Source organism: Catenulispora sp. GAS73, assembly GCF_041262085.1.
GTDB lineage: Bacteria > Actinomycetota > Actinomycetes > Streptomycetales > Catenulisporaceae > Catenulispora.
In genome coordinates this window covers 176,062-195,329 of sequence record NZ_JBGCCM010000017.1, presented here as the reverse complement: position 1 = coordinate 195,329, position 19,268 = coordinate 176,062, and the positions used below count along the sequence as shown (strand labels likewise).

Annotated in this window: 14 protein-coding genes and 1 tRNA gene; 7 read left to right on the top strand and 8 right to left on the bottom strand. The window is 71.2% G+C overall.

Annotated features, from left to right (window positions below; translation table 11 throughout):
• Positions 1-139 precede the first annotated feature (139 nt).
• The 4 genes from ABH935_RS25730 (at position 140) to ABH935_RS25715 (ending at position 7,099) form a co-directional block, all read left to right on the top strand.
• On the top strand, positions 140-1,273 hold the full coding sequence (locus ABH935_RS25730; protein ID WP_370380487.1) for an AAA family ATPase: 1,134 nt from the start codon (positions 140-142) through the stop codon (positions 1,271-1,273).
• Positions 1,273-3,633 (top strand): DUF5682 family protein, encoded by a 2,361-nt coding sequence (locus tag ABH935_RS25725; RefSeq protein WP_370380486.1) that lies wholly within the window; start codon positions 1,273-1,275, stop codon positions 3,631-3,633. The genes ABH935_RS25730 and ABH935_RS25725 overlap by 1 nt, the downstream gene beginning before the upstream one ends.
• A gap of 101 nt (positions 3,634-3,734) precedes the next feature.
• The gene (locus ABH935_RS25720) at positions 3,735-4,847 is read left to right on the top strand and encodes a VWA domain-containing protein (RefSeq protein ID WP_370380529.1); all 1,113 of its coding nucleotides are present in this window, start codon (positions 3,735-3,737) and stop codon (positions 4,845-4,847) included.
• Complete coding sequence (locus ABH935_RS25715) at positions 4,844-7,099, top strand: hypothetical protein (protein WP_370380485.1); 2,256 nt, start codon at positions 4,844-4,846, stop codon at positions 7,097-7,099. Before ABH935_RS25720 ends, ABH935_RS25715 begins: the two co-directional genes overlap by 4 nt.
• A 34-nt stretch (positions 7,100-7,133) precedes the next feature.
• Here ABH935_RS25715 and ABH935_RS25710 read toward each other — a convergent pair whose 3' ends face one another.
• Complete coding sequence (locus tag ABH935_RS25710; protein WP_370380484.1) at positions 7,134-10,640, bottom strand: PAS domain-containing protein; 3,507 nt, start codon at positions 10,638-10,640, stop codon at positions 7,134-7,136.
• Between the two features lie 297 nt (positions 10,641-10,937).
• Between ABH935_RS25710 and ABH935_RS25705 the strand changes: the two genes are divergently transcribed.
• A tRNA-Ser gene (locus tag ABH935_RS25705) sits at positions 10,938-11,028 on the top strand.
• Between the two features lie 811 nt (positions 11,029-11,839).
• Here the strand turns inward: ABH935_RS25705 and ABH935_RS25700 are convergent.
• Positions 11,840-12,856: an aldo/keto reductase gene (locus ABH935_RS25700; protein WP_370380483.1), complete on the bottom strand. Its 1,017-nt coding sequence runs from the start codon at positions 12,854-12,856 to the stop codon at positions 11,840-11,842.
• An 86-nt stretch (positions 12,857-12,942) separates the two neighbouring features.
• Between ABH935_RS25700 and ABH935_RS25695 the strand changes: the two genes are divergently transcribed.
• Positions 12,943-13,608 (top strand): TetR/AcrR family transcriptional regulator, encoded by a 666-nt coding sequence (locus ABH935_RS25695; RefSeq protein WP_370380482.1) that lies wholly within the window; start codon positions 12,943-12,945, stop codon positions 13,606-13,608.
• Here the strand turns inward: ABH935_RS25695 and ABH935_RS25690 are convergent.
• The 5 genes from ABH935_RS25690 to ABH935_RS25670 all read right to left on the bottom strand — a co-directional run bounded on the left by ABH935_RS25690 (position 13,592) and on the right by ABH935_RS25670 (position 17,666).
• Positions 13,592-14,314, bottom strand: coding sequence for a TetR/AcrR family transcriptional regulator (locus ABH935_RS25690; protein WP_370380481.1), 723 nt, complete (start codon positions 14,312-14,314; stop codon positions 13,592-13,594). The genes ABH935_RS25695 and ABH935_RS25690 overlap by 17 nt on opposite strands.
• A 25-nt stretch (positions 14,315-14,339) precedes the next feature.
• Positions 14,340-14,771 (bottom strand): hypothetical protein, encoded by a 432-nt coding sequence (locus ABH935_RS25685; protein WP_370380480.1) that lies wholly within the window; start codon positions 14,769-14,771, stop codon positions 14,340-14,342.
• 77 nt (positions 14,772-14,848) lie between these two features.
• Positions 14,849-15,892, bottom strand: coding sequence for a carbon-nitrogen hydrolase family protein (locus ABH935_RS25680; protein WP_370380479.1), 1,044 nt, complete (start codon positions 15,890-15,892; stop codon positions 14,849-14,851).
• 166 nt (positions 15,893-16,058) lie between these two features.
• Positions 16,059-17,072 carry a DUF2804 domain-containing protein gene (locus ABH935_RS25675; RefSeq protein ID WP_370380478.1) on the bottom strand — a complete coding sequence of 338 codons (1,014 nt, stop codon included), beginning with the start codon at positions 17,070-17,072 and terminating at the stop codon, positions 16,059-16,061.
• Between the two features lie 369 nt (positions 17,073-17,441).
• A complete protein-coding gene (locus ABH935_RS25670; RefSeq protein ID WP_370380477.1) occupies positions 17,442-17,666 on the bottom strand; it encodes a hypothetical protein in 225 nt (74 codons plus the stop codon).
• A gap of 16 nt (positions 17,667-17,682) precedes the next feature.
• Between ABH935_RS25670 and ABH935_RS25665 the strand changes: the two genes are divergently transcribed.
• Positions 17,683-18,324: a hypothetical protein gene (locus ABH935_RS25665; protein ID WP_370380476.1), complete on the top strand. Its 642-nt coding sequence runs from the start codon at positions 17,683-17,685 to the stop codon at positions 18,322-18,324.
• Here the strand turns inward: ABH935_RS25665 and ABH935_RS25660 are convergent.
• Entirely contained in the window at positions 18,318-19,256 is a 939-nt protein-coding gene (locus ABH935_RS25660) for a LysR substrate-binding domain-containing protein (protein ID WP_370380475.1), read from the bottom strand. The two genes, ABH935_RS25665 and ABH935_RS25660, sit on opposite strands and share 7 nt — an antisense overlap.
• Positions 19,257-19,268: the final 12 nt, after the last annotated feature.

Here is a 19,268-nt window from a genome sequence, read left to right as displayed (position 1 = left end):
CCGCGAACGAGGAGTTCGTCATGCCCGACGGCAGGGCCCTGTACTGCCTCCCGGTTCCCGAACGGTCGGACCCGTTCGGCACACTCGACCCTGTGACCGCATCCGAAATACTTCGCGATCTGACTGAGGTGACCGCACAGTGACCGCCAAGAACACCGCCGGGGACGCGGGCTCGGGTTCGGGCGCCGACGGCAAGCGCGTCCAACGCCCGGCCGCCGAGGTCCGCTACGCGGACGAACTGTCGCGGCTGCGCGCCGACGACTCCGGCGAGCGGCCCCCGGGCTGGGCGCTGAGCCTGCGCGCCGCGCGGCGCTTCATCCTCGGCGACGAGCGGGTCGGCATCAGCCGCAAGTTCGTCGGCGACCCCTCGCTGATCGACCGCGCGCTGGTCTCGCTGGCCACCAGCAGAGGCCTGATGCTGGTCGGCGAACCCGGCACCGCCAAGTCGCTGCTGTCGGAACTGCTGGCGGCGGCGGTCAGCGGCGATTCGACGCTCACCGTGCAGGGCGGCGCGGCCACCACCGAGGACCAGATCAAGTACTCGTGGAACTACGCGCTGCTGGTCGCCGAGGGTCCCTCGACCAAGTCGCTGGTCCCGGCGCCGCTGTACCGCGGCATGACCGAGGGCCGGGTGGTGCGGTTCGAGGAGATCACGCGCTGTCCGCTTGAGGTGCAGGACTGCCTGCTCTCGCCGTTGTCGGACCGGGTCATGGCGGTTCCGGAGCTGACCGGCGAGGACGCGCTGGTATTCGCGCGCGAGGGGTTCAACGTCATAGCGACGGCGAACACCCGGGACCGGGGCGTGAACGAGATGAGCGCGGCCCTGAAGCGGCGCTTCAACTTCGAGACCGTGTTCGCGATCACCGACTTCGCCACCGAGCTCGCCCTGGTCGAGCAGGAGGCGACGCATCTGCTGCAGGGCTCCGGCGTCACGGTGCCGCCGCGCCGCGATGTGCTGGAGGTGCTGGTCACCGCGTTCCGCGAACTGCGCGAGGGCAAGACGGACCGGGGCGACGCGATGGAGCGGCTGTCATCGGTGATGAGCACCGCCGAGGCGGTCTCGGTGGCGCACGCCGTGGGCCTGCGCGGCTGGTTCCTGCGCGGGGACGCCGGGACGGCCACGGACATCGTGGAGTGCCTGGCCGGGACCGCGGCGAAGGACAACGCCGACGACCTGGCGAAGCTGCGCACGTATCTGGAGCAGCACGCGCAGCGGCGCAAGGGCGACCAGTGGCAGGAACTGTACGACGCGCGGCACCGGCTGCCCGGCTGATGACGTCCTCTGAGAAGGTGGCTCCGCCGGCGGCCTCGACGCCGACCGCGGACGTCATCGGGAATCTCACCGTCGTCGGCGTCAGGCACCACAGTCCGGCGTGCGCGGGCCTGGTCCGCGAGGCGATCGAGCGGCTGCGGCCGGCGCACGTGCTCATCGAGGGCCCGTCGGACATGAACGACCGGATCGGGGAGTTCCTGCTCGGGCACGAGTTGCCGGTCGCGGTGTTCACGTCGGTGCGGGACGGCTCGATGGCGCGCGGCTCGTGGTCGCCGTTCTGCGAGTACTCGCCGGAGTGGGTCGCGCTGACCGAGGGCACGCGGGCCGGCGCCGAGGTGCGGTTCATCGACCTGCCGGCCTGGCATCCGGCGTTCTCGGTGCTGACCAACCGGTACGCCGACGCCGAGCTGCGTTACACACAGGTTGTGGACGAACTGTGCCGGCAGTTCGGGATGGACAACATCGACACGCTGTGGGACCACATGGCGGAGATCGAGGCTTCCGAGGTGCCGTCGGCGGAGCTCGGCGAGCGGTTGAACACGTACTTTGATTTGGTCCGGTCGGCGTCCGACGCCGACCGGGAGCCGGGCGGTCAGAGTGAGCCGACGTCTGACGAGATCCGAGAGCGCTACATGGCGCGGTGGATCTCGGCCGCGTTGCGTCAGAGCCCTGATCGGCCGGTACTGGTGGTGTGCGGCGGGTTCCACCGGCCGGCGCTGTTGCGGCTCGCGGGTGAGTCCCAGGACGTCGGCTGGCCCGAGCTTGAGCCGGTATCCGTCGAATCCGCCGTCAGCTACCTCGTCCCCTACTCGTTCAAGCGCCTCGACGCCTTCGACGGCTACCAGTCCGGCATGCCGTCCCCGGGCTACTACCAGCGGCTGTGGGAGCTCGGACCACGTGCGGCGGCTGCGGCGCTGACCGAGGAGGTCGTGCGGCGGCTGCGCGGCCGAAGCCAGCGGGTCTCGACCGCCGACCTGATCGCGGCGCGGGTCAACGGCGAGGGCCTGGCGGCCGTGCGCGGCCACCGGCATCCGGCCCGCGCCGACCTGCTCGACGGTCTGGTGTCGGCACTGGTCGGCGAGGCGCTGGACCAGCCGCTGCCCTGGACCGGGCGCCGGCTGCTGGCGCCGGGGACGCATCCGGCGGTCGTGGAAATGGTCGCGGCGCTGTCCGGCGACCGGGTCGGACGGCTGCACAAAGACACGCCGCTGCCGCCGTTGGTACACGACGCCGAGGCGGAGCTGGAACGGCACGGGCTCGCCGATAAGGACTCTGCGACGCTCGACCTGACGGTCATCGCCGAGCGCGGTGCCTCGCGGCTGCTGCACCGACTCAGGGTTCTGGGAATCCCGGGCTACCAACGGGTCTCCGGACCGGATCCGGCCGCCGAGGACAGCACGTTCTCCGAGCAGTGGCGGATCTCCCCCCACCAGGACCGGCTGGCCGCGCTGATCGAGGCCGGCGGCTACGGCCCGACGGTCGAGCTGGCGGCGACGGCGCGGCTGGGGGAGCGCGTGCAGGGCGGCGGGAACCTGGACGCCGCGAAGGCGCTGTTCGACGCGGTGCTGTGCGGGATCGAGGACTGGTCGCGGGAGGTGCTGGCCTCGCTGTCGCGGTCCGTGGCCACCGGCGGCGATCCCGAGCCGCTGGGCGAGGTGCTGGCCGCCGTGCTCGGTCTGTGGCGGCACGACCAGCTGCTCGACGCTCAGCAGTCCGAGACGTTGGGGATCGTTATCGGCGCGGCCGTGGACCGGCTGCTGTGGCTGGTGGAATCGGCGCCGGGCGCTCCGGGGGCGCCGGCCGCGCCGCGGCGGATCGCCGCGGTCCGGGCGTTGCGCGACGCGCTGCGGCACGCGGCGGCCCGGCTCGGTCTGGACACGGTGCGTGCGCTGGAGGTGATGGCGCGGATCGCGGACAACGCGGAGGCCGGGCCGGACCTGCGCGGCGCGGCGTTCGGATTCGGCTGGTCGCTGGGCACGCCGCCGCCGGACGCCGAGCGCACGATCCGGGCCGCCGGGAATCCGGCGAGCCTCGGGGACTGGCTCGGCGGGTTGTTCGCGCTGGCGCGGGAGCAGTGCCTGCAGGAGGCGTCGGTGCTGACGGTGCTGGACGATCTGGTCACGGCGATGACGGATCGGGACTTGTTGGTGGCGTTGCCGGCGCTGCGGCAGGCGTTCGCGTACTTCCCGCCCAGGGAGCGGGAGACGATCGCCGGGCAGGTGCTGCGGTTGTACGGGGTGGGGGATTCGGCGCGGTCGTTGGTGCGGGGGAAGCTCGACGATCCGCTGGCCCTGGCGCGAGGACGGGAGCTGGACAGCCATGTGCAGGCGGTGCTGGAGCGGGAGGGGCTGGTCCGGTGAACGCGGTTCCGCAGGGGTCTGATGCCGCTGGAGCGGTGGCCGGTGCTGGTGCCGACGCCGTGGCTGCTGCTGACGCGGCTGCCGCCGTGGAGCGGTGGCGGATGATCCTCGGCGCCCCGGCGTCGGCCGGCACGTCGCTGAGCCCGGACAACGCCTCGCGTGACGCGGCGTTGGACTGGCTGTACGGCCGCGACGACGACCTGGCGCAGCGCGGCGTCCGCAAGGGCGGTGCCGCGTCGGGCGGCCCGAAGGGTCCCGGCGGCAGCGAGGACTCGGTGCTCACGACCGTCGACTGGCTGGACGGGATCACGCGGCTGTTTCCCAAGGAGACGGTCGAGCGGCTGACCCGGGACGCGGTGGACCGGTATCAGATCCATGACATCGTCACCGACCCGAAGGTGCTCGAACGCGTCGAGCCGAGCCCGGCGCTGCTGAAGGCGGTGCTGCGGACGAAGCAGCTGATGGACCCGAAGGTGCTGGAGCTGGCGCGCAAACTGGTCGCGGCGGTGGTCGCGGAGATGATGCGCAAGCTGGCGACCGAGGTGCGCGTGGCGTTCTCCGGAACCCGGCTGCGCCGTCCGTCGCAGGTCCGGCTGGCGCGCAACTTCGACGTGAAGCGCACCCTTCGCGGCAACCTCGGGCACTACCAGCCGGAGGAGCGCAAGCTCTACATCGAGGACGCGCACTTCTTCACGCGCTCCCGGCGGCACGTCGACAACTGGCAGGTGATCCTGCTGGTGGACCAGTCGGGGTCGATGGTGTCGTCGGTGATCCACTCGGCGGTGACGGCGGCCTGCCTGTGGGGGCTGCCCGGCGTGCGCACGCACCTGGTCGCGTTCGACACGTCGGTGGTCGACCTGACCAGCGACGTCACGGACCCCGTGGACCTGCTGATGAAGGTGCAGCTCGGCGGCGGCACGGACATCGCCCGCGCGGTGAGCTACGCCGGCGAACTGGTCGCCAACCCCCGCCGCACCATCGTGGCCCTGATATCGGACCTCTACGAAGGCGGCAGCGACGCGGGCCTGCTCCGTGGCGCCCGCTCCCTGATCGAGCAGGGCTGCCGCTTCCTCGCCCTGTGCGCCCTCGACGAGGACGCCAACCCCGCCTTCAACCGCGACATGGGCGAACGCCTGGCCGACCTCGGCGCCTTCGTCGGCGCCATGACCCCCGGCGAACTCGCGGCGTTCGTCGCGGAAGCGGTGAACTCATGACCACCCGAGCGGACCTCCTGGCCCTCACCGAGGACGCCCTGGTCTCCCTGACCAACCGCGGCCTGTACAAGCGCGCGGCGAAAGAAGCCGCAGCCGGCACCGGCCCCATCATCGCCGAAGACGCCGACGCCATCCGCGGCACCTTCCCCGACGGCGTCATCTGTGCCCTCCCACCCGGCGGCCTGGAAGCGGCAGCCTGCACCTGCGGTGCGTCCGGCGCCTGCCGCCACGTCGTCGCGGTGGTACTGGCGTACCAGGCCACGGCCTCGGACGGCGCAGAGAAGTTCGAACAATGGTCGCCCTCAGAATTCACCGACGAGGAACTCGAAACCCTCCTCGGCAAGCGCAGCTTCGCGACGGCCCGCCGCCGCCACTCCACCGGCTACCTGGCGCGCGTGCACCCGGCGACCGCAACCGAGCAAGTCCCCTGGGTAGAGCTGCCGAACTGCTCAGTCCGCTTCCTGGTCCCCCACGACCTCGCCTACGCCCGCAGCGACGCCCGCGACACGAAGGAGGCCGTCGCACTGGCGGTCTGGGCCTGGCGCGCGTGGGATGCGCTGGGGAGCGAGGCGGGGGATCGGCACTTCGCGGTGGGGGGTGCGGACGAGCGCGCGGCAGTCGGCTCGGGCTCCGGCCCCGGCAGTGCTGACGGCATGGCAGGTGCGCCGGACCTGGCTGGCGATCCCGGTGGTGATGCTGTCTCCAGTTCCAGTTCCAGTTCTGCCGCTGGCGGCGGCGCCGGAGCCGATGGCGTGGCTAGCGCGCCTGGCATCAGCGGCCTTGGCGTTGGGCAAGTCGGCGCCGGTTCCGGTGGTGGCAGCACAACTGGTCCGGGCGATGGCGCGGCAGGTGCGCGGGGCATGGCTGGCGGTCTTGGCGCTGGGCATAGTGGTTCTGGTTCTGGTTCTGGTTCGAGTGTTGGCGGTGGCGCGGATCTCGGCACCGCCGTCCCGGAAGCCTTGGCCTCCGCCGTAGACCTCGCCGCCGACATCTTCCTCACCGGCGTGTCGAACCTCGCGGCCGGCTTCACCCCGCGCCTGGCGCGCGTGCGCCGTGATCTCGACTCCGCGAGTCTGCGGTGGCCGCTGCTGGCCGCCGAGGATCTGGCCGATCAGGTCGCCGCGCATGCCGATCGGGCCGCGCGGCATCAGCAGGTGTTGGTCGCCGATCTGCTGGCCGAGCTGGTCGCGCGGGCTCGCGTCGCGGGGGCGGCGGTGGGGCAGCCGAAGTCGCGCGTGCTGGGCACCGAGGAGGCGGCCGAGGTCGCGTTGCGGCGGCTGCGGCTGACCGCGCTCGGGTGCCGAGTGCTCGCCGTCGGCGGGGATCGCAGGGCTCTGGTGTTCCTGGCCGATCCGGCGGCCGGTGTCGTGCTCACTCTCGATGGCCGCTATGAGGGTGCCGCCACCGGGGCCGATCTCGTCGGGCGGCGGTTGGCCGGGAGCACCGTGGGAGTGCTGGCCGGCGGCAACGTCGTGACCGAGACGGCGCACCGGCGTGCCGATCGGCGGTTGCGGTTGGCGGTGAACCGGGTCGCGCGCACGACCGTTAGCCAGTCCGGCGGAGCGTGGGGACACCTGCCCAGCACGCTGCTCGCGCGCGACCTGGACGCGCTCGCCGCTGAGTTCGACCGGCTCCCGCCGCGCCTGGTACGGCCGCGCGTCGACGCCGAGGACGTGCGCGTCGTGGCGATCGCAGAGGTCGAACACCTCTGGTACGAACCCGGCAGCCAGCGCCTGTCCGCAGTCGTCCGCGGCACGGCCGGCGGCACCGCGCACATCGTCTCCGAGTACCGCTCCGTCGTGCCCGGAGCTCTCGACGCCCTCGCCGAAGCCCTTCAACGGAACCCGGACTACGTGTCGGCCACCGTCCGGCGCGGCCGCGGCGGCCTGGTCCTGACGCCGATCGCGGTGGTCGCCGAGGGCCGCGTCGTGGTCCCCGACCTGGCGTCCGGCGACGGATCCAAGGACCTCGACGACGGCGCCGCCCTGACGCCCGACCGCCTCACCGCGGCGATCGAGAACGCCTTCGAACTCCTCGCCGAGATGACGCACCGAGGCGCACGCCACCTGCCGCCCTCGTTCACGGCACGCCTGGACGCGACGGCCGACCGCCTCGACGCCGCCGGCCTCGGACGCTGCGCGACGGATCTTCGTGGGCTGAATCGCACGCTCGGCCCGGACCCGGGACGCGCGGCGTTCGACGCGTGGGCCGACGCCGCCATTCGCCTGATCACGACAGCCGAACTGCGCTGAGAACACCAGACTCCGAGCGGAAACGGAGCCCGCCTCAGTCCACGATCTTCCCCATAAGGTCGCCGATCCGCTGCGCCGCCTCCGGCCCGACCTCGCGGTCCACCAGATGCACCACCGCCTCGCCGGAACGAAGCGCGCGCAGCACCCCGGCATCCGTCGTCATCGACGCCGGCACCGTGTACAGCACAGTCGGCGCCAGATGCAGCCGCTCGTACGTCCGCAGCCAGTCGACGACCCCCGAGCGCCGCCGCCGCACCAGCGTCATGTCCATGACGATCAGCTGCGGATGCTCGGCGACCATCGCCGCCATCGCGTCGTTCTCGCTCGCGGCCTGGATCACCCGCATCCCGTCCCGCTCCAGCGAGATCGCGAAGCTGGCGGCCAGATCCGGGTTCTCCTCGATCAGCAGCACCCGGGGCGCCGCCACCTGCTCCGGTGTCAGGGCCCTGAGCAGCGCGGAGGGATCCGCCCCGCGCCGCGCGGTCGCCGACATCGCGGCAGCCGGCACGGCGCCCAACCCGGCGGTCACGAACAGCGGGATGCCCGAGTCGGCAGCCGCCGCGCGCAGCGTGTGCAGCGCGGCGCGCGTCACCGGCACGCCGACCGGGTCGGCCAGCAAGGCCACCGGACGCGCCGCTCCGGTCTCGCTGAGCTGCGCGGGCGCCTTCAGCGCCGTGGGCGCGTACCCCTGCGCGGCCAGCACCTGCTCGGCACCGGTCTCCGGCGTCGGCCACACCAGCAGCGTCGGCGCGGCCCCGCGCCGCTCGCCGCCCGGTGCCGGCCACGCGTCCGCACCCTGCGGGGCCGGGTCCGGCTCCTCCGGGTTCGGCCACGCCGCCACTTCGCTGACGGCCGGCTTCGGCGCCGCGAACGGCGACGGAGGGAGTGCGCCGAACGGCGACGCGGTCTGTGCCTCGGTCAGGAACGGCGCGGGAGGCTGGGGCGACGGGGCGGGCTGAGGCGGGAACACCGCCGGCGAGAGCCCGGAGGTCTGACGATCAGAACTCTTACTGTTCGGATCGAACGGCTCCGGGATCGGGAACGCGGAATTCTGAGCCTGAGCCTCGGTCAAGAAGGGCAAAGGCGCCGGCGCATCGCCGACTGGCGGAAATACGACACTCTGGCTTCCGTTCACCGACTCGGAACCCTGCGCCCCGGTCCCGAACACGGCGTCGGCAGCCTGACTCCCGAAGCCCGCCATGTCGCCGAACGGCGAGGACGTCTTCGGCACGGAGAGCAGCTCGCCCCGGGCGTCGCCGGCGAACATGGTCGCCGGTTGCTGCCCGTTCGCCGCCTCGCCGCCGAACGCGCCCGGGCCCGGAGGGAAGCCACCATGCCCTACACCTGCGGCGTCAGCACCGGGAACCTCGTCACGGAACAACGGCTGCGCCGGATCCGGACCGTACAGCGACCCCGACCCGACAGCCCGAGGCGCGCCGAAGCGCGAGTCGCCGCCGTCCGGTTCGCGGAACACCGGATCGCCGTACAGCGAAGCGGTCTGCTGAGCTTTCTGGGCCTCGGGAGTGAAGTTCCCCGACGTCGCCAGCGCCGCTTCTTCCTGGTACGAGCCGGACGTGCGTAGCGCTGCGTCGCCCGCGGACTCGACGTGCTGGATCAGATAGTTCTCGTTGGCCGCGGCCGCCTGCTGCGCTGCGCGGCGACGTCCCCGGGGTGCTGTCTCGGTCGCCCCTGCTGCTCCGGACCCGTTGGAGGCTGACGATGACATGCTGCTGCCCGAGGCCGAAGCGTTGGCCGGCACATGGGTCGTCTGACCGAAGCCGAGGTGCCCGCGGTCCGCGCGGTCTCCTCGTTCTCCCAGGTCTCCCAGTTCTCGTCGTTCGTCCGGCGGCGCGATCTGCCGGGGGATGGTCGTCGTCGTGGCTGCGGCCGAATCGCCGCGCCGCCGTCCGCCGAGCACGCCGGCCGGCTCCGCGGACTCGATCTCCCGGACGATCGGGATGATCCGCGTCTCCTCGACCAGGTTGCGCGAGGCCGACGAGGCGCCGGAGGCCAGCTCGTTCTCGCCCTCGGCGCCGACCGGCAGCTCGATCACATAGGTGACGCCCTTGCCGTCCACACGGTGCACGGTCAGCTGGCCGCCGTGCCGTTCCACGACGGTGCGCGCGAAGCTCAGGTGCTCCGGCACGCCGGCGACCTCCGCGCCGCGCACCTCGATGCGCGCGATGGGGCCGCGGCGGGCGGCGGCGACCACGACCGTGGAGCCCGGGGGAGAGGCCTGGACCGTGTCCACCAGCAGGTGGCGGACCGCCTGCGTCATCCGTTCGGCGTCGATCACGACCTCGGCCGGGCCGGTGTGCACCGCCAGGTCGATGCCGGCCGCGCCGGCCAGGTCGGTCGCGGCGTCCGTGGCCGCGTGCACTATCCGGCCCAGCTCGGCGGGGCGCTTGCGCAGGCCGGTGGGGCCGGCGGCGGCGTCGATCAGCTCCTCGACCAGGCGCGCGGCCTCGGCGAGTTCGGCGGTGACGTGGGCCAGCTGGTGCCGGGTGCCGGGGGTCAGGGCGTCGCCGGTGTTGGCCAGGCGGGCCAGGCCGGTGCGCGCCGCGTCGAGCGGACGTCGCAGGGCGCTGACCGACTCCGCGCTCAGGACGGAGCCGTTGGCGCCGTTGATACCCGCGCCGCCCCCGCCGAAGGCGTTGGCCCCGCTGAACGCGCCGACGCCGGGGTGGCCGCCGGGCCCGCCGGCGCCGTTGGGGGCTTGCGGGGTCTGGACCGCGGGGAGCCGGAAGCGGGACAGGTCCACGAAGGTGACGACCGCGCCGACCAGGGCGTCGTCCTCCATCACCGGGGCCGTCGAGAGCTCCACCGGCACCGTGCCGCCGCCCTTGGCGATCAGGTGCAGCCCGGCCTCGCTGCCGAGGCGGTGCTTGCGCCCGGTGCGCAGGGTGTCGGCCACCGGCGACGGCTCGCCGGGAGCGGACCCGCCGATCAGCGCGTCGAACTCCAGCCCGCCGAGCTCGGAGGCACGGTATTTGAGGACGCGCGCGGCGGCCGGGTTGACCAGCACCACACGGCCGCCGGTGTCCACACCGACGATGCCCTCGCTGGCGGCGCGCAGGATCAGTTCGGTCTGCCGCTGCTGGCGGCGCAGCTCGGCCTCGGCGTCGGCGACGCCCGAGACGTCGCGCACCACCACGACCTCCAGCCCGCCGTGCCCGGCCGGCAGGAACGAGCGCACGACCTCGGCCGGGAAGGCCGAGCCGTCGGCGAGCTTGGCGACCATGCGGGTGGGCACCCCGGCATCGCCGCCGGACACCGAGCCCGCCCCGGAGTCGCCCGGATCAGTCCACACCCCGGCGGTCGGGTCGGGGGAGGCGACCCGCGCCAAGGCGGTGCCGAACCCGGAGAGCAGATCAGTGACGGGCCGGCCGACCAGCGGCGCACCCGGCGCCTCGAACCAGCCCACGGCCACGGCGTTCGCGTTGACTACACGCCCGCCGCCGTCGACGAGCAGCAGCGCCTCGGGCAGCGAGTCGAGTATCGCCGCCAACCGGGCGACACCCCGCACCGGTGAACGGTCCATCCAGCCGTGGCCCTCCTCGTGGCGTGCGTCAGGCGCCACTACCCCCGCGAGCGACAGGTACACGCCGCCGGGCCCACCATCCCGCCCCACACCCGCACCAGAGGCGACGGCAGAGGAAGAAAAGGTGGCGATGGTCACCGATAGGCGACTATCCCACAAGCACCCCGAGCCCGTCTCCCCCGCCTCCGAGATCCCCCGCGTCCCACCCCGTCGGCAAAGGCTTTTGTCTCCACCGAGACGACCGGGTACGCTATCGGCGACCGTACAAGCGCCGGTGGTTCGGTGGCTGTGGGTCTTGGAGGCGTCGCCTAGTCCGGTCTATGGCGCCGCACTGCTAATGCGGTTTGGGGCTTAAACCCCATCGAGAGTTCAAATCTCTCCGCCTCCGCAGTCGGTCGGGTGTTCGAGAGAGCATCCGGCCGTTTTGTTTTTTGGTGGTGGATGGCCGGGTTGGTGGGTGTGGGGTTCGTTGCTTCGTCGTTGAGTCCGGTGAAGTTCACCCGGTTGGGGTTTGCGGGCCCAGGGGGAGACTAGGGCGGAGGGCGGGTCTAGGAACGACGGGTCCGGGAACGATGGGTCGTTGAGCAAGCTTGTGGCGTGGGCAGTATGTGGTTTTGCATACGATTTTTACGGCTTCGCCAATGGTTTGATGACCTCGCAGGGGGACGCAGTTCGGTTGTGCCCCGCTGGTTGCGCTGGCGGCTGCCGGTTTTCGTGTCCACGACCGCGCACAGGTCCGAGTCACTGCGCACGCGTTGCGTAGGCGGCAATCGTCGGGCGTGGTGGGCGCCTTGAGGCCTCCGGCGGGCGCTCTACAGCGAGGGGGCGACCCGCGCGTCGGGCTGTTTGGCGGCGGCCCGCGACTGGTCGGCTTTCTGTCCGCTCGTGGTGCGCCGCGCTGTCTGCTGGCGGTGTTGCTTGTGGTCGCCGGGTTCTGGGTCCCTCGCCGCGTCGTCGCCGTAAACGGAACCAGCCCGGTCCGGTGGTGTAAAGCCGGATCACTGCTGCTGTGGTCCAGCCTCGTTCGGCTTGACACCACCGGCCCGGCCAGGTTGGCTGCGCCCGCCGACGCGGCGAGGGACCCAGAACCAACACCCCGCATGGTCCGGTCGGACACGACGAACGACATCGCCGGCCAGGCTGGCCCGTCACCATCCGCGCCCAGCGTGGCTGTGGCGCCCGAGGCGGGAGCGTTCCCGCTAGCGGCGCGGCTCGAAGCGGTTGCCGGCCTCGCCGTAGACGAATTCGGTGGTCATGGCGATGAAGTCTTGGGGGAATCCGAGCTCGAAGGAGGTGGCTTCCTCCAAGCGGCGGACTGCGTCCGGTGGCAGCTCGACGTTTAGTGCGGCCACGCTGTCGTTCAGCTGGTTGACGGTGCGGGCGCCGATGATGGGGTGGATCCAGTGGTGGTGGGTGCGGGTCCAGGCTATTGCGGCTTGGGGGGAGGGGATTGCGAGTTCGTCGGCGATGGTGTCGAGGGTTGTTGCGACGTGTAGGTCGTGTTCGGAGAGCTTGTCGCGGGTGGTGCGGGAGCCTTCGGTGGCGGCGTCGCGGGTGAACTTGCCGGTGAGGACGCCGCGGGCTAGGGGTGCCCAGGCTGCGACTGACATGTGTAGTGCTTCGGCCATGGGGAGGAGTTCGCGTTCGATGCCGCGTTCCAGGAGGCTGTAGTTGAGCTGGAGGCCGGCGAAGGGGGTCCAGTTGCGGAGTTCGGCCATGGTTTGGGCTCGGGCGGTTACCCAGGCCGGGGCGTCGGACAGGCCGATGTAGAGGACCTTGCCTGAGCGGATCAGGTCGTCCAGGGCGCGCATTGTCTCCTCGATCGGGGTGTGCGCGTCCCAGATGTGCACCCAGAGCAGGTCTATGTAGTCCGTGTTGAGGCGGCGGAGGCTGTCCTCGACTGAGCGGCGCAGGTTTTTGCGGTGGTTGCCTGCGGCGTTGGGGTCGGTGCCGTCCATCGACAGGGTGTACTTGGTGGCCAGGACGAAGCGGTCGCGGTCGTTGGTGAGCAGTTCGCCGACGATGCGCTCGCTGGAGCCCTCGGTGTAGCGGTTCGCGGTGTCTATGACGTTGCCACCGGCCTCGGCGTAGGCGGTGAAGATCTTCCGGCAGTCCTCGACGGAGACGCCCCAGCCCCAGTCCTCGCCGAAGCCCATGGTGCCGAGGAAGGCTTCTGAGACGCGGAGGCCGGTGTTCCCGAAGGTCGTGTATCGCATGGGCGCCACGATACGCAGCTGCTAGACAGTCTGTCTAGACTGGTTGTCTAGACGATGTGTTCATGAGGGTCGCTACCATGACCGCCATGGCACAGGGAGCTGGAGCGCCGCGTCGGACCGGCCGTGACGAGGGCGAAGTCCGCGAGGCGATCCTCGCGGCGACGCGCCGTCTGCTCGACGAGCGCCGCTTCGACGAGCTGAGCGTGGCTGACATCCTGGCCGCCGCCGGTGTGGCCCGAGGGAGCTTCTACTTCTACTTCGCCGGCAAGCACCAGGTGCTGGCCGAGCTCACGCGGCGTGCCGTCTCCCGTGGTCACGAGGCCGCCGAACCGTGGATGGCGAGTTCCGACGACCCGCGCGAGACCATCCGGCACGGCATCAGCGAGGGCGCGAAGCTGTGGCGGGACGAGGCCCAGGTCCTGAGGGCGATGGTCGAGAACTGGCGTAGCGATCCGGAGCTCGGCGAGCTCTGGCTGGGCATGATGGGGAGCTTCACCGCCGCGACCGCCGAACGGATCGCCGCTGATCAGGGGCCTGTCGGCGAGGCGGTGGTCCGTGGTGATGTGAGCGGTGCGAGTGGCGAAGTGGACACCGGCGACCTGGCTGCGGCCCTCACCTGGTTAGGCGAGCGGCTGTACTACCTGGCGGCGATCGGGGTCGAGCCGTTCGCCGATGAGGAGGCTCTGGTGGATGTGCTCACTCACATCTGGATGAGCGTCCTGCATCCTGGCAGCTTCAGCCGCCCTGAGTGAGGTTCTCGATCAGCAGCGACAGCGTGAAGTCGAAGCGCTGGTGCCCGTGGCCGGACGTCAGCTCGGTCGCGTAACGCCTGGTCTGCGGGAACGTGGCTTCGGGCAGTGAGGTGAGTCGGCTGACCATTTCGTCCTGGCTCAGTACCCACGTCGCGTCCTGGTCCTTCTGCCGCTGCTGCACCAGCGAGACCTCCAGCGCGTAGCCGGCGACGTAGAGCGTCATGCCGTCCATGGCCCAGGCGGCGGTCTGGGGCCCGATTCCGCCGGCGAGCAGGATCGCGAGGATGCCCTCGCCCACGCGCAGGATCTCCAGGTTCGTCGGGACCATCGCCAGCGCGGCCTTGGAGACCCCCGGGTACTTCAGGTACAGGTCGCGCATCTGCGCGTAGACGTCCCGCAACTGCTCCTGCCAGCGCGCCGGGTCCGGCTCCGGCAGCACGATCTGCGAGCACAGCCGGCCGATGATCAGGTCGTCGATGTCGGTCTTGGTGACGATGTGCGCGTACAGCGACGACGGGCCGGTGCCCAGCACGTTCGCCACGCGCCGAATGGTCAGCGCGTCGTAGCCCTCGGTGGCCACGACCTGCAACGCGGCGTCCGTGATGCGCTCGGTGGTGATCGGCGTCCGGGGCTTCGCGGCAGTCGCGTCCGCGTCCTCAGGCTGGGCATGGCGGGCGGCGCGACGCTGCTTGGGGTCTGGGGCCATGCGTGCCACCCTACCCCGGCACGAACTAAGTTCGTGCAGGCAGAGTGAAGCCTTCGGCGCTGTCATCCGCGCCCCGGTACCGCGGCGATTTCCCTTCACCGGAGGAACCCGTGAGAGCCGCCGGGAGCTGATCGCCGGATCGGCGGGGGCGCTGGGTGCGGCCGCGCTGGCCGGCGTCGGCGAGCGGTGCGGGGAGCCTGAGCGACGTCGAGCACGTCGTGGTCCTGATGCAGGAGAACCGGTCGTCGAGGTGCCGAACCTGAAGGCCTGGCGGCGCGGCGTGACCGGCGACTTCACCGGCGCGCTGAACCTGACCGCGCCGGCCGGACACGAGCTTCCCGACGCTGCCGGTGGTGAACATCGGCGACACGTCGGTGGCCGAGTAGGCGGTGCTGAACGCGCTGACGGGGACGTTGGACGTCGGGATCCCGTATCCGCTGCCGACGTCGAACAGCATGCCCGCGCAGGAGAGCACGCCTGCTCGGCCTGACGTTCCCTAGGGTCTGACTTCCCTAGGTTCTGACTCCCCAGGCTTTAGAAGCGGCTCCGCGCCTCGCTGCGCGGATCCGCGACCACCCGGTGCGCTTCGTACAGTCCGCTCCGGGCCTCCCGGCGCCAGGGGCGCGCGTACCGCACCGCGATCTCCACTTCCGCCGCGCCGTCGTCGATCTCTCCGACGACGACCGCGGCGGCGGTGGACGCGGCGCAGCGTGCCGACCAGGTGCCGTCGGGGCCGATCAGGCCCGAGGGGGTGTTCGTGCCCTGTGACGCCGCCGCCGCGAATCCCACCCACATGCCGTTCGCCGCCGCGAGGCCCTGCGCTTCGGTCGCGAAGGCCTTCTCCCAGTCGTCGGTGCCGGTGCCCGTCGTCGCGAACAGGACGCAGTCGACGCCCTGCTGCTCGTACGCCGCGAACAGTTCCGGGTAGTGGACCTCCATCCCGAGCAGGCAGCCGAAGCGGACGCCGTCCACGTCGAAGGTCATCGTCGCCGCGCCGGGCGCGTACATGTACGTCACCTTGGTCTTCGACAGCAGGCGCTCGTCGTAGCGGCCCTCGACCGTGCCGCGGTCGGAGATGACGTACAGGCTGTTGTGCGGCCGGTTCGGCGGTGTCAGCCGGTGCACGGCGCCGAGCACCGTCCACAGCCGCAGTTCGCCGGCCAGCTTCGCGACGGCCGTCAGCTCCTCGCGCAGCACGTCCCACTCGAAGCGGGACCAGTCCGAGGGACCGACCTCGTCCGGGAGCGAGGACATCACCCGCTTGTTCGGCGCGCACATCGCGCCCTCGGGGAAGAGCACGAGCCGCGCGCCTGCCCCGGCCGCCTCCCGCATCAGGTCCCGTACTTGCGCGCCGGCGGCCCGCAGCGCCGCGGCGTCCCGCGGGTCGTCGGCGACGGTGGTCTGCGCCACCGCCACCGAAACGTGCTTCCCGCCGCCTGCCGTTGATTCTGATCGCTGTTGCGACACCTCAGCTCCTCCTGAAGCTGTACGGAAGTGCCGGAGGGCAGCGGTGTAGGACTCGCCGGTTTTGGCGGCGCGGGAACGCACCCGCTTCTTGAACCTCTTGTTCGCTGTCATCTCGGCCTTCCACGCTCCGAACGGTGATCCCCCAGCGATCCGCCCGGAACGGCGGCACCTCGACAGCGACCTGAGACGGTGGGTCCCTTTGCCTCCGCTGGTCAGGCCGTGCTGGGGACGGCCGCAGGAGGTTCGGCGTAGGTCACGCGCGATCCATGATAGCGACTCACATCCGCGCGTCCATGCTTTCGCAGACGCCGTGCACGTCCTTCACTTCGACGACCGTGCCGTCGTCGGTGCGCAGGGTGCCGGTGTAGCTGCCGAACATCTGGAAGTAGTCGATCGCCACAACACCGAGGTGGTGCTTGACCGTCTTGCGTCCCTCAGGGGTGAAGACGACGTCCAGGCGGCCGTCGGCCGACGCGATCCGCCACGGCGCGGTCGTGTCGCCGGCCTGCTTGGTGAAGCTGATGTTGGACAGCGGCTCGCAGGAGCCCGGCGCCCACAGACAGGACTCCTCCGGCTGGCCGATGATCTCCCGCCGGTTCACGAAGTTCGCGCCGACCGGTCCGTCTTCCGTCGGGAGTGCGAACGTGCCCCAGACCCAGCGCGTGCGGTAGGGGAGCAGCGAGCGGTGTTCGTCGAGGATGGCGAGATCCCGCTCGGGGAAGAAGGTGACCGTCGTGTCGCCGAAGCGGAGCGTGCCCGACACCGGGTACAGGGTTTTGTGCGTGTACATCTTCCCGCCGGGCAGGTGCGAGCTCACCGACAGCGGCGCGCTCGATGCGGTCGCGTCCAGCGTGAGGTCGGCGGTGATCGCCGGGGCTTGGCCGGAGGCGGCTATGTCGACCTTGATGTGATGCCGGCCGGTCTGCTCGGAGAAGTCGTACGCGATGTGGTAGCCGCGCTGGGCGATCGCGCAGCTGTTGTCCATCAGGTTGTGCGGCAGGTTCAGCGAGCCGCCGAGGGCGTTCGCGGCGTGCTGGTGCAGGCGCCCGGAGTCGCGGTCGTAGACGTAGATCTCGGAGCCCGCCAGGTAGTGCGCGTCCTGAAGGATCAGCGAGGAGTAGATCTCCGGGTGCAGCAGCGTGAAGCCGACCCACTCCTTCAACCGCAGACGGCGGTGCGCCCGGGCCAGGCCCTGGTACTCGGCGAGCGGGTCGACGACGGCCGGACGGCTCGGCAGTCGGCCGTACCGTCGGGTGCCGGCGACGACCAGGCGGTCATGATCAGCAGCCATGGGCGCTACTCTCGCCCCGCTCACGAGCTGCGTCAAGGGTCGGGGCGATCACTGGGGTCGGACCATGACCGAGGCCGGGGTGGCGAAGTTGGGCCCGGTGACGGCGCAGGTCCAGGAGCTGACCACAGCGGGCGCACCGACCTAAGCTCAACCGCGCCGAAGGCAAAGCCTCTGGCCGTCGGCGGCTCGGTGGTGGAAGCTGTGTCGGGACGGTCGGGGCATAAGAGCCCTGAGACCAGCTAGAAAGATGGGGGAACCGATGCCGGGTGCGGGGATTGGTACGGCTTCGAAGATCCGAATCGGACTGTCGGCGGTGGCGATCGCCTGCCTGGCAGCGGCTTGCTCGTCGTCGTCGGCGAAACCGTCGGCCTACGGGTCTTCGACCAGCTCCCCGACGTCGATATCCGGGACCGGGACACCGTCCGCCTCGACGTCGCCGAGCGACACGTCGACATCCTCTTCATCGAACACATCCCCGTCGGCCTCGTCACCAGCGTCCGCCGGCGGCGTATCGCCACCGATCATCATCGGCTCGATCCCGCCCGCGAACATCCACGGCGCACGCGTCGCCGAACTGAGCGCCGTCGGCGGCAACAGCCCCTTCGGCTCGTTGGGCTATCAGCCCCCGGAGATCGCGGTCTTCGGCGACGGCAGCGTCGTCCTCGGCCCCGACGGATTGTTCCAGCTCTCTCCGACCGATCTCCAGACCCTGGTGTCCGAGCTCCAGAAGGACCTCGCGGGGCAGCCCGCCGTCCTGACCGGCGCCAGTGGCCAGGCGATGCCTGATGTCGGCGACACCGTCCTCGGCGTGCGCCGCACCGACGGCAGCTACCAGACGGTGCGCGCGAACGCGCTCTCCCGCCGCCTGACCAACGGCGCCTATCCCGCCCCGGTCGTCGCCGCCTACAACGCCCTCGAAACGATGAAGAGCTCAAAGGCATCCCAGTCCCAGACCATCTACGTCGGCACCGCCGTGCGCCTGGCGTACGAATGCCCGGTCAGCACGACCACCGCGACCCAGTTCTGGCCCGACGGGCTTCCCGCGCCGACCCACCCGAAGGGCCAGGGCTGCCCCGAGATGGTCACCGTGTCCGGCGGCAACGTCGATGTGGCGCGCCAGGCGTGCCTGGTCTATGACAGTGCCCTGCAACCCGACGGCCCGGGACGGGAGGTCCCGTACCTCTCTGAGGGCAACATGGGGATTCGAACCTGCGTGTGGCGCTGGGCTCTGCCGGACGAGAAGTCTCAGTGAGGGCGCGGCTGTAAGTCTGAAGGCTGCTGCCAGTACTGAACCGGATCACCGCACAGCGCCAGCACCTGCTTGGCGAACACCGGCAGCAGCGGATTGTCGGCGTCCTGCCGCCACGCCAGCGACACCTCCGCGATCGAGCGGACCGGCGTGACCACCGGGTACGCCAACCCCGGATAGCGTCCGGCCATGCCTGCGCCGGTCAGCGCGACCGCACCGCCCGCGACGGCGAACGCCATGGTCAGCGGGTCCTCGCAGTGCTCTGCGATGTCGGGTGTGAAGCCGGCGTCGTGGCACGCTTCCAGGCAGCGGTCGTAGGTGAGCGGCATCCACACCCGGCGGAAGGCGACGAAGCGCTCGCCGGCCAGTTCGGCGAGCGGTAGCGAGCCGTCCGGGCGGAGCGCGGGGTGGTCGTCGGCGACGACGGCGATCAGCGGGTCGCCGCGCAGCGGGGTGATGACCAGGCCGTCCTCGGGCTCCTCGGCGATGCGGCGGTAGAGCGCGACCTCGACGTCGCCTCGGCGGACCGCGGCCAGCTGGTCCTGCGACGGGATCTGCCGGACCCGGAATCTGGCTTCCGGCACCTCCTCCGACAGTGCGCGGAGCACCGGATGCAGGATGTCCCAGAAGCCGCCGACCACGACTCCGACCCGCAGGCGTCCGGTGCGCGCGGAGGCCAGGCCGAGCATCGCGTCGGTGGCGTCGTCGACCGCGGCCAGGACGCGGAGGGCGTGGCGGAGCAGCTGCTCGCCGGCCGGCGTGGGGCGCGTCGGGCCCGAGGAACGGACGAACAACGGCGTCCGCAGCTGGTGTTCCAGGGCCTTGATCTGCTGGCTCAGTGCGGGCTGCGAGACGTGCAGATGCCGCGCGGCCTCGGTGAACGACCCCAGCTCGGCGATCACCGCGAACGAGCGCAGCAAGCGGACTTCGATCACGGTTCCGGCCCT

Coding starts and splice junctions, on each gene's coding strand:
- ABH935_RS25725 (WP_370380486.1), top strand. CDS start 1,273: ATGACGTCCTCTGAGAAGGTGGCTCCGCCGGCGGCCTCGACGCCGACC.
- ABH935_RS25720 (WP_370380529.1), top strand. CDS start 3,735: ATGATCCTCGGCGCCCCGGCGTCGGCCGGCACGTCGCTGAGCCCGGAC.
- ABH935_RS25715 (WP_370380485.1), top strand. CDS start 4,844: ATGACCACCCGAGCGGACCTCCTGGCCCTCACCGAGGACGCCCTGGTC.
- ABH935_RS25710 (WP_370380484.1), bottom strand. CDS start 10,640: ATGGACCGTTCACCGGTGCGGGGTGTCGCCCGGTTGGCGGCGATACTC.
- ABH935_RS25700 (WP_370380483.1), bottom strand. CDS start 12,856: ATGCGATACACGACCTTCGGGAACACCGGCCTCCGCGTCTCAGAAGCC.
- ABH935_RS25695 (WP_370380482.1), top strand. CDS start 12,943: ATGGCACAGGGAGCTGGAGCGCCGCGTCGGACCGGCCGTGACGAGGGC.
- ABH935_RS25690 (WP_370380481.1), bottom strand. CDS start 14,314: ATGGCCCCAGACCCCAAGCAGCGTCGCGCCGCCCGCCATGCCCAGCCT.
- ABH935_RS25685 (WP_370380480.1), bottom strand. CDS start 14,771: ATGCTGTTCGACGTCGGCAGCGGATACGGGATCCCGACGTCCAACGTC.
- ABH935_RS25680 (WP_370380479.1), bottom strand. CDS start 15,892: ATGACAGCGAACAAGAGGTTCAAGAAGCGGGTGCGTTCCCGCGCCGCC.
- ABH935_RS25675 (WP_370380478.1), bottom strand. CDS start 17,072: ATGGCTGCTGATCATGACCGCCTGGTCGTCGCCGGCACCCGACGGTAC.